This is a genomic window from Acidimicrobiales bacterium, assembly GCA_036270875.1.
Classification (GTDB): Bacteria; Actinomycetota; Acidimicrobiia; order Acidimicrobiales; family AC-9; genus AC-9.
The window spans coordinates 1-12,792 of sequence record DATBBR010000049.1 but is presented as its reverse complement, the minus strand read 5'-3'; the positions used below and the strand labels follow the sequence as shown (position 1 = coordinate 12,792).

Here is a 12,792-nt window from a genome sequence, read left to right as displayed (position 1 = left end):
CCCAATGCTGGGGCCCTCGTACACAGCGACCACGGCTCGCAATACACCTCCTGGACGTTCAGCCAGCGGGTGCGCGCCGCCGGCCTGGCCCAGTCAATCGGGACCGTCGGCGACGCCTTCGACAATGCCGTGGTCGAGTCGTTCTGGGCACGGATGCAGACGGAGCTGCTCAACTCGAGAAGGTGGAAGAGCCGTGTCGAGCTGTCGAGCGCCATCTTCGATTGGATCGAGGTCTTTTACAACCGGACCCGTCGCCACAGCTCGCTGGGCATGGTCGCTCCGATCACCTATGAGAAACTTCACCCCGAGCCCACAAGTGCCGCCTGACTCTCACAAACCGAGTCCAGAATCAGGGGGACAGATCATATGGATTGGGATATGGGGGCCAGATGACCTACGCCGGGCAGCGGACGATCAGCGACGCTGACAGCCACGTCATGGAGCTGGCTGACTTCCTCGACCCCTTCATCGAACCTGCCCAGCGCGACCGTCTACGGCGACGCGCTATGGAGGCGCTGGCGCCTGTGCTCCAAGACGCCCTCGCCTGCGCCGAAGCCCGACGATCCGATCCGGCACGGGCCGCGCAGGCCGAAGGCCGGTTGCTCGACGACAAGGGATGGCACGCCATGGGCGGCTTCGACCCGGCGGAGCGCAGCCGGGTCCTCGATCTACTCGGCTTCCAATCCCAGCTGGTGTTCGCCACCTTCGCTACTGCGATGTTCACGGGGCGGGACGTCGAACGGCTGTACGCGGGCAGTGCGGCGCAGAACCGAGCCATGGTGGACTTCTGCTCGGCCGACGAGCGGCTGCTCGCGGTCGGCTTCGTCCCCCTGGTCGACCCACTTCGCGCCGCAACACTGGCAACCCAGGCGATCGAGGACGGTTGCGCGGCGGTCATGGTCCCCTCGACGGCCGCGGGATCGCGGGCCCCGACCCATCCCGAGCTCGACCAGTTCTGGGACGTGCTGAGCGAAGCGAGCGTGCCCTTCGTGCTCCACGTCGGCGGGGGCGGACGCCTGCTGGACCCCGCCTTCCATAACAACGCCATGCCCGTCACCGATCACCTCGGAGGGGGCGAGAACGTCAGGTCGAAGGACTTCCTCGCCATCCACCAGTCACCGGAGCTGTTCCTCGGCGTGCTCATCTTCGATGGTCTCTTCGATCGCTTCCCGAAGCTGCGGGGAGGGTGCATCGAGCAGGGCGCAGGCTGGGTCGTCTCCTGGATGCGCCATCTCGACTACGGCCGCCGCGCCTTCCGCCGGACCGAGGAGCCCCTGCGCAAGCTCGAGCTCACGCCCTCGGAGTATGTCCGCCGGCACCTCAAGTTCACACCATTCCCGGGCGAGCCCGTGGGCTGGATGATCGAGCAGACCGGGGCCGAGCTGTTCATGTTCTCCTCCGACTTCCCTCATCCCGAGGGAGGCAAGGATCCTCTGGCGAAGTTCGAGGAGACCCTGACGACCACGAGTGAAGCCGACCAGGCGCGGTTCTTCTGTCACAACATGGCCGAGCTGCTCTCCGGCAGAACCTGACACGAAAGGGCTGCGCGAGCTGATAGGGGGCCGCCGCCAAGGGGGGCGGTGGCACCGCGAGATCAGCTCCGACTCCAGATTGGTCGAGCCCACCAGGCCCGGTTGGAGCTCGACGAGCCTTCACCTCTTTCCTCCCGTCTGTCAGTCCCCGTGCATTGGTCCCGTTCCACATCTGGTCGAAAGTGGGCGACGCGCCTGCAGCCACCGAGCCCACTTTCGACAGAGGTGACACCAGGGCGAGCAACCCGCTCAGCTCCCGAGTGCCGGACAGCGGCGGTTGGAGAGCGACCGCCTTCGGGCCGGTTTGTTTCGAGAGCCAAACTGTTAGGATGGGCGTACGTTGTCGCTTCGGATCGACACTTTCTGGTGGTGGGCGGGAGGTCGGTGAGCAACCGCAAGGCGAAAGAGGTCCAGCAGGGGGAACCCCTCCCGCTGGGACGCGCCGCGGCGCGCCTCGCGAGGCACCTGGAGAAGGCGCTCAGCCACAGCGACCTCTCCCTCCCGCAATACCGGGTGCTGATCATGCTCGGAGATGGATCGGCCGTGGCGTCGGCCCTCGCGTCGAAGCTCGCCGTCAGCCCACCGAGCGTGACCGCCATCGTCGACGGCCTCGTGGCCCGAGGACTGGTGAACCGGCAAACCGACGGCGGCGATCGCCGTCGCGTCACCCATGCGCTGACCGACAAGGGCCGTCGGATGCTGTCGGAGGCAGACGCTGAGACCAACGCTCGGCTGGAGGCGATCGCCGGGCACCTGGCACCCCGTGACCGGGAGCGAGCTGTCGGGGGGCTTCGCCTGTGGCGCGAGGCCATGGACGCCTACCTGTCGACCACCCTCAAGAGCTAAGGGCGGAGTCGCTCGTCAGGTCGTCCGGGTCGCGACCGCGGGCCTCGCCGGCCCAGGAGGCGAACAGCGCCGCATAGCGACCCCGGTCTGCCAGCAACTGATCGTGGGTGCCCTCCTCGACGAGCTTCCCGTGATCGACGACGGCCACCCGGTCGGCCCGCTCGGCGGTGGACAGCCGGTGGGCGATGACGACGACCGTCCGCCCTTGCATCAGGCTGGCCATGGCGCGCTCGACGGCAGCCTCGGTCCCCGGATCGAGGCTGGAGGTGGCCTCGTCGAGCACCAGCACTGCGGGATCGGCCAGGGCGGCCCGGGCGAGGGACACCAGCTGCCGCTCACCCGCGGACAGCCTCGAGCCACGCTCGCGCACCGGCGTCGAGAGCCCCTCTGGCAGTGCAAGGAAGCGCTCCTCCACGCCGATCAGGCGAAGCGCACGGCGCACCTCCTGCTCGTCGGCACCTCGGCGCCCGATGGCGACGTTCTCGAAGATGGTGCCGGCGAAGAGAAAGCCTTCCTGGGGCACCACCACGATCCGATGGCGCAGGGAGGAGAAGGTGGCATCCCGCAAGTCGACGCCCGCGAACCTGATGCGCCCCTCGCCGGGGTCGTACATCCGCGCCATGAGCTTGGCCAGCGTGGACTTGCCCGCCCCGGTCGGGCCGACGAGGGCCAGGCGTTCGCCCCAGTGAACGGTGAGGTTCACGTCGCCCAACACCCGGGCACGGCCGTCGTAGGCGAACCCGACATCTTCGACGGCCAGCTCGCCCTTCGGCGGTAGATCGACCGCTCCGGGCCGCTCGGTGAGATCAGAGGGGATATCGATGAGATCGAACAACTTCTTGAGAGCGGCCCCTGCCTGCTGCACCGTGTTGAACAGCTGGCTGAGCTGCTGGATCGGCTCGAACAGGTTGATCAGGTACAGGACGAACGCAGCCACCGTCCCGACGGTGATCAGGTTCTCGTGCACGAAGACCCCGCCCACGCCGACGATGATGGCCATGGTGCCGATGCCGGCCAGCTCAATGACGGGAAAGTACCGGGCGGAGATGCGTACGGCCTTGAGGTTGGCGTCGAGTTGGGCCCGGTTGTGACTGACGAAGACTTCGTTCTGCGACTCCTCGCGCGCGAAGGCCTGGACGACCCTGATCCCCGACAGGCTCTCCTGCAGGGTGGAGAGCGTCTGGCCCACGCGATCACGCACGGTGAGATAGGCCGCGTTCGAGTCCCGGCGAAATCGCACGCTGGCGACGACCACAACCGGCATCGACGCCAGGCACACCGCGGCCAATACCGGCGACAGGACCACCAGCACGACAATCGTGGCCACGAACAGCAGGGCGTTCTGGATGAACATGACGAGGCCCTGCTGCACCAGCGTCTGGAGGGCGTCGACGTCCGAGGTCATCCGGGCGACGAGCCGCCCCGCCGGCTGCGAGTCGAAGAACGTCATGCCCATGGCCTGGATGTGATCGAACACCCGCACCCGCAGATCCCGGAGGAAGCTCTCGCCCACCCTGGTGATGAGCCCTATCTGGGTGCGGCCCAGCACGACCGCCACGATGGCGGCCGCGAGATAGCCGATCACCGCGGCGTTCAGGACCGCGCCGTCATGGGCGCGCAGGCCCCGATCGATCCCCAGCCTCACCATCAGCGGACCGGCGAGCATCGCCAGGGTGTAAACGAGGAGCGCGACCATGGCGAGCACGACCTGGCGCCGGTAGGGACGCAGCATTCGCAGCGACCGGCGCACCACCCGGCGGGCCTGGGTCGACGACAGCTTCTCCTCGTCGGTCACCGCGCCCGATCCCCACGGCATCATCGGGTCAGCACCTGGCTTTCCTCCTGCTGGGCGAGCAGCCTTCGGTAGCGTTCGCTGGTGGCGAGCAGCTCGGCGTGGGTGCCTTCGGCCACGATGCGGCCATGGTCGAGGAGCACGACGCGGTCGGCCAGGGCCACCGTCGCCGGGCGATGGGCGATGATGATCGTGGTGCGACCCTTCATCACCGCGGCCAGGGCCTCCCGGATCTCGTGCTCCTTGGTGGGGTCGACCGAGGAGGTGGCGTCGTCGAGGATGAGGATCCGGGGGTCGGCCAGGATGGCTCGGGCCAGCGCCACCCGCTGACGTTGACCGCCCGACAACGAGAAGCCCTGCTCGCCGACGACTGTGTCGTAACCGTCCGGCAGGTCAACGACGAAGTCGTGGAGGCCGGCGCGTCGCGCCGCCCACTCGACGGCCTCTCGCGGGGCATCGGGGTCGGCGAAGGCGATGTTGTCGCGGATCTTGTCGCTGAAGAGGAACGTGTCCTCGAAGACGATCCCCACCGCCCGGCGGAGCTCACGCAGACGCAGGTCCTGCACGCTGACGCCATCGATGGTGATGCGCCCGCCCAGGACGTCGTAGAAGCGGGGAATGAGGCGGGCCACAGTGCTCTTGCCCGACCCGGTGGCCCCGACCAGGGCGACGGCCTCGCCCGGGCGCACCACCAGGTCGAGCCGGTCGAGCACGGGTATGCCGGCGTCGCTCGGCTCGCCACCCTCCGGAGGCATATACGCAAAGGTGACCTCCTCGAAGCGCAACTCACCATGGCCCGGGGGCAACGTCCTCCCGTCGGTCCGGTCGACGATGGCGGGGTGGGTCGCGAGGACCTCGTCGATCCGCGTGGCAGAGGCCACGGCCCGCTGGGCCATGGCGATGATCATCCCCAGCATTCGCAGCGGGGCGATGAGCATGAGGATGTAGGTCATGAAGGCGACCAGCTCCCCGACGCTGAGGTGGCCGCTCAGCACCTGGTGGCCTCCGTACCACAGCACGGCGACCAGACCGATGGCGGGAAGGAAGTCGAGGAGCGGCATGAACGACGCCCGCATCTGTCCGAGCAGCACGGCGCGGTCGAACACACGATCGACCCACGCTCGCAGCTTGCCCTCCTGGATCGGCTCGGCACCGAAGCCCTTCACCACCCTGACGCCGACCACGGTCTCTTCGACCACGCCAGCCACTCCCGCCAGCTGTTGCTGCAACTCGAGCGAGACAGGATGAATATTGCCGGCGAACCGCTTGGCCACGATGTTGATCAGTGGCAGCGCGGCGAGTGCCAGCGCGGCCAGTCCCGGGTTGGTGACGAACAGGATCACGACCACGGCCGCCACGGTCAGCGCGTTGCCGATGGTGATCGGGATGAGGGTGAGGAACGACTGCACCTGAAGCAGATCGGTGGCCGCCCTGGCCATCAGCTGACCCGTCTGGGCGTGGTCGTGGAAGGCGAAATGCAGGCGCTGGAGATGGGCGAACAGCCGGTCCCGGAGCTCGGTCTCGGCCCGGTAGGAGATGCCGAAGGCGTAGAACCTCCGCAGCCCGGTGCATACGGCCGACACGATCCCGACGCCCAGGATGGCCAATGACCATTGGAGCAGCGCCCGATTGTCCCGGGAGATGATGCCCTGGTCGATGGCGAGCTGGGCGAGGGAGGGCACGGCGACCTTTGCCGCCGTCCAGAACAGGCCGGCGGTCACGCCGAGCACCACCCAGCTGCGCTGGTCCCTCACCGCCCCGGCGAGGAGTTGCCACCCGGCGCGAGACGGCCGCTCCCGACGCGCGGACATGACGACACCCTAGTTCACATGGTTCGAGCGTCAAATTATTAGGGAGGCGCGCTTCGACTTGCCGGGCCGTCAGGCGGCCGGCGTGCGAAAGGCGACGATCGAGCCGTTGCTCCCCTGCGTGCCAGTGTTGGCGATGACAAGGCCGTCAGCCACCGAGACCCCCCCGAATGAGATCTCGGGGGTGATCGATCCCGGCTTCGACAGCGAGAGCTGCGCCAGCGGCAGGCCTGTCTGCTCGCTCCAGGCGCCGATGAAGCCGCCCGACAGCAGTGAGTAGACGACGCCGCTGCTGATGGCCACCGGTGAGAAGTGAACGGGATCGGCGAGGCCAGGGCTCACCCACCTCGGCGTCCCGGTCGACGCCTGGACCGACCAGACGTACCCAGGAGCGGTGATCGGCCCGGCGATCTGGTTGGCAGCCGAGTCGTAGGCGGTGGACCCGATGACACCGCCGACGACCGATCCCGGTCCGAGCTGGGCGTGCCAGACGGGCTGCATGGTGGTGCGGTCGAGGACCCAGTAGGCGCCGCTCTTCTGTCCCTCCCCCACCAGGTGCCGACCCCCGACGTCGATGAGGTTCGGTGAAGCACCGAAGTCGAAGTCGAGCCCGGGCGTGCTGGAGCTGAACACGTCACCGCGCGTGGCCTGGAAGAAGCCTCGAATGGCGCCGGTCGCGAGGTCGAGCTCGAGCATGGCGTCAGTGGTCGGCGCCGCCTGGCCCGAGTAGGCGTTGCCGGTGCCGACGTACACGGCCCCCGTGGCCAGGTCGACGGACGGGGTCGACCACACCGCGCCGCCGTTGAGCCCGGGCGGCACGGTGTACTGCTTCCAGACGAGGGCGCCGGTGGCGGCGTCGAGGGCGATGACGCTTCCGCGAAGGGGGGACGCCGGGTCGCCGCTCACGGCCGAGACCCCTTCGAGGACGAGGAGGCGGCCGTCCGGTGCCGGCGCCACGGTCGGCGAACCGTAGACGTCGGCGTCGGTCGAGGTGTCGAGCGCCGTCGACCACAGCCGCTGTCCCGTGCCAGCATCCAGGGCTACGAGGTAGGGGCCGCCGACCTTGGCGACCGGGACGTACACGGTGGCGCCGCTCACCGCCAGTGAGCCGTTGATCCCGTCGGGCGCCACCGACGTCGACCACAGCACGGACCCTGCGGCGCGGGCGCCGCCACCGACTGCCTGGATGGCGCGGACGATACCGCCGTTCGAGCCCACGTAGGCGATGCCGCCGGCCACGACCGGCGTCCCGGTGAAATCGCCGTCGGTGAAGTCGTCTCGCCACGCTTGGACGAGCAAAGGGACCTTCGTCGCCGCCGGGCCACCGGCGACGGTGCGGCTGTTGGACAGGTCGGCGCCGTACGACGGCCATTCCGTCTGCGCCGACTGCGCGGCGGCGCCTGTCCCTGCCGTGGCTTGCAACCCGAGGGGGACCAGCTCGGCCACCAGGAATGTGGCTGCGGCAACCGACACCCCGAACGTGCTCCGACCCAACCGAGACATCCCCAGCCCTCCTGGTCCGAACCCAGCGAGGTGATCCCCGCGAAGGCTCTACGTTCCGCCCGGCGGCAGGGATTGCCTGCTTGCGATATCAAATGATCCGGGTTACGCCTGTACACCTGGGCCGGCCTCCCGGGCCGGCCTGCCGGGCCGGCCGCCGCCGAGGCGAGTAGCGAGTAGGAGGAATACGGATGAGCCAAAATCCTCCGGTCGAGGACTGGGCCAAGGACTTCGACCACACCGACGAGGCGTGGGTGGCCGATCCTTTTCCCATCTGGGACGAGCTCCGACGCGGCTGCCCGGTCGCCCATTCCGATCGTTACGGAGGCGTCTGGTTGCCAACCCGCCACGACGACGTTTCGGCCATCGCCTACGACACCGAGAACTTCACGTCCCGCAGTGTGATCGTCACCAACCACCGGCCTCCTGACCTGTCACCTCGGGGGATGGCGCCGCCGATATCGTCGGATCCGCCCTTCCACCAGGGTGCCCGGCGAATCCTGCTCCCCGCCTTCGCCCCCAAGGCCATCGCGCACCTCGAGCCCGTCACGCGCGCGTATTGCGAGGAGCTGGTCGCCGGCCTGGGAGACCAGCAGGTGGTCGACGCCGCCGTGGGGTACGCCCAGCACATCCCCGTGCGGGTCATCGCGACCATGCTCGGCTTCCCGCGCGAGGACGCAGACAAATTCCGCGGCTTCGTTGACCACGTGCTCGAGGACGTCACCGCCCCCTTCGAGCAACGCATCGTCGGAATGCAGTCGCTGTTCGGGTACCTCCAGGTACAGGTGGAGGACCACATCGCCCACCCACGCGACGATCTCACCAGCCAGCTGCTCGCGGCGGAGATGGACGGCCAGCGCATCGACATGGCCCACGTCGCCGGCACGATCGCTCTCCTCCTGCTCGCGGGTATCGACACCACGTGGAGCGCGATCGGCGCCTCGCTGTGGCACCTGGCCGGGCACCCCGACGACCGCGAGCGACTCGTATCGGAGCCGCAGCTGCTCCCGACCGCGATGGAGGAGCTCCTGCGGGCCTACGCACCGGTCACGATGGCCAGGCTGGTCAGGCGGGACATGCAGTGGCACGGCTGTCCCATGAAAGCCGACGACTGGATCCTGCTCTCGTTCCCTGCGGCCAACCGCGATCCCGCGGCCTTCGAGGCCGCCGACGAGGTCGTCATCGATCGACAGATCAATCGACACTCGGCTTTCGGGCTGGGCATCCACCGTTGCGTCGGCTCCCACCTGGCACGCATGGAGCTACGGGTCGCGCTCGAGGTCTGGCTCGAGGCGTTCCCGACCTTCCACCTCGCCGACCCCGACGCTGTCGTGTGGGCTGGCGGGCAGGTGCGAGGACCCCGTCGGCTGCCGGTGCGCATCGGCTGACGAGCCTGCTCGGCGGAGCCTGCCGCCGGGCGCGCTTCCGACCTACCTCGCGCTAGTTCGAGCGGTTGGTCGGCAGGGGCTGGATGCGAACGGTGGTCGTGTAGACCTTCGTGCCTGCGGCGGCGGCAGCGGCCGTGTCCTGCTGGAACGGATTGCCGGGCCCGAGCGGGACATCGAGATGGAGACGGCCGCGCGAGTCGGCGACGCGCGTGACCGTCGTGGGCTCGAGTGTGTCGCCGCGGAGCATCACCGAATACCTCGTGCCCGGTCGGTAGCTGGCCGGCGTGGTGACCGAGCCCGACCCGCTCCCGGCGAGCGCGAAGCCGCCGGCATCCGCGCCCTCGAGGGTGCTGAACTCCATCGCCGGGCGGTGCATGGTGACGTCCCAGCCGTAGATCGAATAGTGCTGGTCAGCGATGGTGTAGGTGATCCTCGACGGCGGCGCCGGCGGATGGGCGAAGTCGTCCATGATCGAGGGGATGCTCTCCCGGAGATCCCGCGCCCAGTACGGCCAGGTGTGGGTGCCGGGACCGTAGGCGTCGTAATAACTGGGGATGCCGAGCGACCCGAGGCGGTCGTGGAAGTCGACATTGTCCCTTGCCACCGCAGCCTCGATGCCACTGCCCGATGGGTTGACCGGGGAGGGGTCCAAGGGGCCGGGCTCGCCGTTGCCGAAGTACATCGACAGGTCGGTGCTCCTCAGGTTCTGGGCGAGGGTGGCGGCGTCGTGGTCGGCCCAGTTCACCTCCTGGGTCACCCGGTCGCCGAACATCGAGTTCGGTGGCACGCGGTCCAGCCCGACCTCGGTGGCGTTGATGATCGCCGTGCTGCCGACCTCGACATCGGGGCTCGCTGCGATGTCGGGGGCCCCCGAGTAGGCGAGCGCCGTGCCGAACAGGTCCGGATGGCGAGCCGCGTAGCTCATTGAGCAGAACCCGCCCTGGGAGAGCCCGGCGATCGCCCGGCCCCGTCTCGCACCGATCGTGCGGAGGCCGTGGTCGACCCAGGGGATCAGCTGGGATATGTGGAAGGTCTCCCACTCCGGGCGACCGTAGGCGCCGCCGTTGTACCAGTTCGTGCACCATCCTCCACCGCCGTCGCCGAGGGCGATGTCGGGCATGACGACGATCACGGGCAGGCCGGCGGTGGTCCGCTCCGCGTCCCCCATGGTCGTCCAGTCGGACGCGCCGCCGCTGGTGCCGTGCAGGAGGTACAGCACCGGGTACCGGCGCCCGGGATGAGCGGCGTACTCGGAGGGCAGAAGGACACCGATGTTGGCCGGGCCGGGGAGGGCTGGGGTTGTCACCGTCACGGCCAGCAGCCGCGGGTCGATCTGCCGCTCAGCCGTGACGTGGATGCCGTACCCGTCACTCATGGTCGGCGCCCTGTCGCCCGGCCGGTCTCCCGGCCCAGCCCCTGCGGCAGGCATCGCCGTGGTCAGCAGCCCCGCGACGACCGACACAGCGAGAGCCATGCTGAGCCCCGTCGTGGTCCGTCTCATCGCCGTCAGCTTCGGGGGGCGATCGTCAAGCCGCCATCGACGATCACGCTCTGGCCGGTGATATACGAGGACTCCTCCCCCAGCAGGAACAGGGCCGTGTAGGCGACTTCCCACGCCGTGCCCTGGCGCCCGGCCGGAATCCTCACCTGCTCACGCCGGGCGCTGATCTGGGACGCCTGCCGACCGAGAGAGGTGTCGATCAGGCCCGGCACCACCAGGTTGAAGCGGATCGCGGGCGCTCCTTCGACCGCGGCCTGGCGGCACAAGGACTCCAGCGCAGCCTTGGACGCACCGTATGCAGGAAAGGGCAAGACCTCCCGGGCCCCGACCGAGCCGATCAGGACCACCGCTCCGGCCGCCATGATCTCGAGGGCGTACTTGCAGCCGAGGAACTGGGAGCGGGCGTTGACCGCCATCACCCGGTCCCAGTCGTCGGCGGTCGTGCCCCGGAGGAACATGCCGGCGCCGATTCCGACATTGAGCACGGCGCCGTCGAGACCACCGAGGGCGTCGCGCGCGTCGCTGAACATCGATGCCACCGAGGCCTCGTCGGCCGCGTCACCCACCAGCACGGCCGCCGGCGTCCCCTCGCGTCGGACGAGCTCGGCCGTGCGCTCGGCGCTCCCGCGGTCGATGTCAGCGACCGCCACCGCAGCTCCCTCGCGGGCGAACAGCGTGGCCATCGCCCGCCCGTTGCCGATCGGGGGACTCGCCAGCCCGTAGTCGTGCTGCCCCCCGCCAACGATCAACACGCAGCGCCCCGTCAGCCGTCCCCGGCCTGGCGCGGCTCCCGAGGCGGTCGCCAGCGGCGATGCGCCACCTGCGCCAGGTGCGCCGTGGTTCGAGGTCGTCACGCCGCAGACTCCTTCCCCAGCTCCTTCGTCGTCCCAGCTCCCCTGGTAGGAGGTGACTCCACAGCCTACGGCCCGGCGGCGCCCCGATCGAGCCGGCGACGGGTGCCGCTCGGCACCGATCGGTCGTGGCCGGCGCCCGGCCCAGGCACCACGTCCACGCCGGGGCTGTCCGTCCTCCCGCCGGGGAAGGGCTGTGCCGCCCGGGGCAACGGCAGCCAGAGCCGCGCCGGAAGGTCGTACCGACCATGAGCCATCGACGAGATCAGGGTCCATGCCGTGACCGCGCCCATCGCCGCGAGGGCCAGGGCGTAAGCGATGAACGCCAGCCCGACCAGCCTCACGACGCCGGCCGACACATCCAGCAGGGACAGCGTCGGCACGGCCGCCAGGGCGAGCAGGACGAACGCTCCCGACGCGGCGGTGTCCAGCGGCAGTACGAGGCGCAACACTCGGTTGTCGTCGGGCCGGTGGTCAGTGGTCACGACACTGAGTGTGCACCCCGACCGGCCGCGGGTCGATTACCTCGTGGGTCATGATCCAACGGCGCCGAGACGCCCGGATGCGCGACCTATAGTTCCGGTAGGTCCTCCGCCATGAGACCCAGCCTCGTTCTCCGCCTCACCAGCTTCTCCGCCGCGCCGCGCCACGACTGGTCCGCTCTGGTCGATATGGCGGTCACGGCGGACCGAGCCGGGATCGACCGCGTCCTCGTGTCCGATCACGTCGTCTTCGGCGAGAACCTCGAGCAGTACGGTCGCAGCGAGCTCGGGGGCATCGCCGGCGGGCGGCAGCCCACCGGACCCGATGGGTACTGGCTCGAGCCGATGACGCTGCTGGCCCTCCTCGCCGGTCGGACGAGCCGGGTACGGCTGGGCACCGGCATCCTCCAGGCTGCGCTGCGGCGCCCCGCGGTGCTGGCAAAGTCAGCCGCGACGCTGGACGTGCTGTCCGGGGGACGGCTCGACCTCGGCGTGGGTGTCGGCTGGCAGCGGGAGGAGTACGACGCCGCCGGCGTTCGGTTCGAGGACCGCGGTCGTCTGCTCGACGAGTGTCTCGCGGTATGCCAGACGTTGTGGCGCGACAGCCCGGCGTACCGCTCGTCGGAGACCCTGAGCTTCGGGCCCGTTCACAGCTTTCCGCACCCCGTGCAGACAGACGGAGTGCCGATCTGGGTCAGCGGGACGCTCAACCCGCGGGTGGTCAACCGCATCGCGCGCTTCGGGGCAGGGTGGATCCCATGGGGCGACGACATGATCGATCCGGGAGCGGCAGTCCCCCGACTGCGGGACTCCCTCGCCGCGCTCGGACGGGACCCGCACGGGCTCCGGGTGCTGGGCGGGTTGCGCCTGACCGAAGGACGGGACGGGAGGATCGACCTCGATCGGACCATGGAGCAGGTGCCGGGCTATCTCGAAGCCGGCATCACCGATTTCACGCTGGGAGGCAAGGTGCCCCGCTCGGCGGCGGAAGGCGCCGATGCCCTACCCGCCGTGGTCGAGGCGTTCCGTGCCGCGGCCGGGGCCTGAGGCGTCTTGGGCCCACTTCCGCCCGGCCTGCGACAACAAAGGGAG

The 12,792-nt window shown here is 69.3% G+C and carries 11 protein-coding genes; 5 read left to right on the top strand and 6 right to left on the bottom strand.

What is annotated here, in order from left to right:
• The first annotated feature begins 69 nt into the window (after positions 1–69).
• The 3 genes from VH112_05490 (at position 70) to VH112_05480 (ending at position 2,378) form a co-directional block, all read left to right on the top strand.
• Complete coding sequence (locus tag VH112_05490) at positions 70–327, top strand: integrase core domain-containing protein (protein HEX4539681.1); 258 nt, start codon at positions 70–72, stop codon at positions 325–327.
• Between the two features lie 62 nt (positions 328–389).
• Entirely contained in the window at positions 390–1,532 is a 1,143-nt protein-coding gene (locus VH112_05485; GenBank protein HEX4539680.1) for an amidohydrolase family protein, read from the top strand.
• Between the two features lie 384 nt (positions 1,533–1,916).
• The gene (locus VH112_05480) at positions 1,917–2,378 is read left to right on the top strand and encodes a MarR family transcriptional regulator (GenBank protein ID HEX4539679.1); all 462 of its coding nucleotides are present in this window, start codon (positions 1,917–1,919) and stop codon (positions 2,376–2,378) included.
• Here the strand turns inward: VH112_05480 and VH112_05475 are convergent.
• The 3 genes from VH112_05475 to VH112_05465 form a co-directional block, all read right to left on the bottom strand.
• A complete protein-coding gene (locus VH112_05475; GenBank protein ID HEX4539678.1) occupies positions 2,368–4,173 on the bottom strand; it encodes an ABC transporter ATP-binding protein in 1,806 nt (601 codons plus the stop codon). The two genes, VH112_05480 and VH112_05475, sit on opposite strands and share 11 nt — an antisense overlap.
• 20 nt (positions 4,174–4,193) lie before the next feature.
• Positions 4,194–5,981: an ABC transporter ATP-binding protein gene (locus VH112_05470; GenBank protein ID HEX4539677.1), complete on the bottom strand. Its 1,788-nt coding sequence runs from the start codon at positions 5,979–5,981 to the stop codon at positions 4,194–4,196.
• Positions 5,982–6,050: 69 nt separating this feature from the next.
• Positions 6,051–7,481 (bottom strand): PQQ-binding-like beta-propeller repeat protein, encoded by a 1,431-nt coding sequence (locus VH112_05465; GenBank protein ID HEX4539676.1) that lies wholly within the window; start codon positions 7,479–7,481, stop codon positions 6,051–6,053.
• Positions 7,482–7,669: 188 nt separating this feature from the next.
• On the opposite strand from VH112_05465, the gene VH112_05460 reads away from it, so the two are divergent.
• The gene (locus tag VH112_05460; protein HEX4539675.1) at positions 7,670–8,866 is read left to right on the top strand and encodes a cytochrome P450; all 1,197 of its coding nucleotides are present in this window, start codon (positions 7,670–7,672) and stop codon (positions 8,864–8,866) included.
• Positions 8,867–8,918: 52 nt separating this feature from the next.
• Here the strand turns inward: VH112_05460 and VH112_05455 are convergent, their stop codons facing one another.
• The 3 genes from VH112_05455 to VH112_05445 all read right to left on the bottom strand — a co-directional run bounded on the left by VH112_05455 (position 8,919) and on the right by VH112_05445 (position 11,703).
• The gene (locus VH112_05455) at positions 8,919–10,367 is read right to left on the bottom strand and encodes an alpha/beta hydrolase family protein (GenBank protein ID HEX4539674.1); all 1,449 of its coding nucleotides are present in this window, start codon (positions 10,365–10,367) and stop codon (positions 8,919–8,921) included.
• A gap of 5 nt (positions 10,368–10,372) precedes the next feature.
• Positions 10,373–11,221: an SDR family oxidoreductase gene (locus VH112_05450; GenBank protein ID HEX4539673.1), complete on the bottom strand. Its 849-nt coding sequence runs from the start codon at positions 11,219–11,221 to the stop codon at positions 10,373–10,375.
• Positions 11,222–11,286: 65 nt separating this feature from the next.
• Complete coding sequence (locus tag VH112_05445) at positions 11,287–11,703, bottom strand: hypothetical protein (GenBank protein HEX4539672.1); 417 nt, start codon at positions 11,701–11,703, stop codon at positions 11,287–11,289.
• A gap of 111 nt (positions 11,704–11,814) precedes the next feature.
• Between VH112_05445 and VH112_05440 the strand changes: the two genes are divergently transcribed.
• Positions 11,815–12,747 (top strand): TIGR03619 family F420-dependent LLM class oxidoreductase, encoded by a 933-nt coding sequence (locus VH112_05440; protein HEX4539671.1) that lies wholly within the window; start codon positions 11,815–11,817, stop codon positions 12,745–12,747.
• Positions 12,748–12,792 lie beyond the last annotated feature (45 nt).

Coding starts and splice junctions, on each gene's coding strand:
- VH112_05485 (HEX4539680.1), top strand. CDS start 390: ATGACCTACGCCGGGCAGCGGACGATCAGCGACGCTGACAGCCACGTC.
- VH112_05470 (HEX4539677.1), bottom strand. CDS start 5,981: ATGTCCGCGCGTCGGGAGCGGCCGTCTCGCGCCGGGTGGCAACTCCTC.
- VH112_05465 (HEX4539676.1), bottom strand. CDS start 7,481: ATGTCTCGGTTGGGTCGGAGCACGTTCGGGGTGTCGGTTGCCGCAGCC.
- VH112_05460 (HEX4539675.1), top strand. CDS start 7,670: ATGAGCCAAAATCCTCCGGTCGAGGACTGGGCCAAGGACTTCGACCAC.
- VH112_05455 (HEX4539674.1), bottom strand. CDS start 10,367: ATGAGACGGACCACGACGGGGCTCAGCATGGCTCTCGCTGTGTCGGTC.
- VH112_05440 (HEX4539671.1), top strand. CDS start 11,815: ATGAGACCCAGCCTCGTTCTCCGCCTCACCAGCTTCTCCGCCGCGCCG.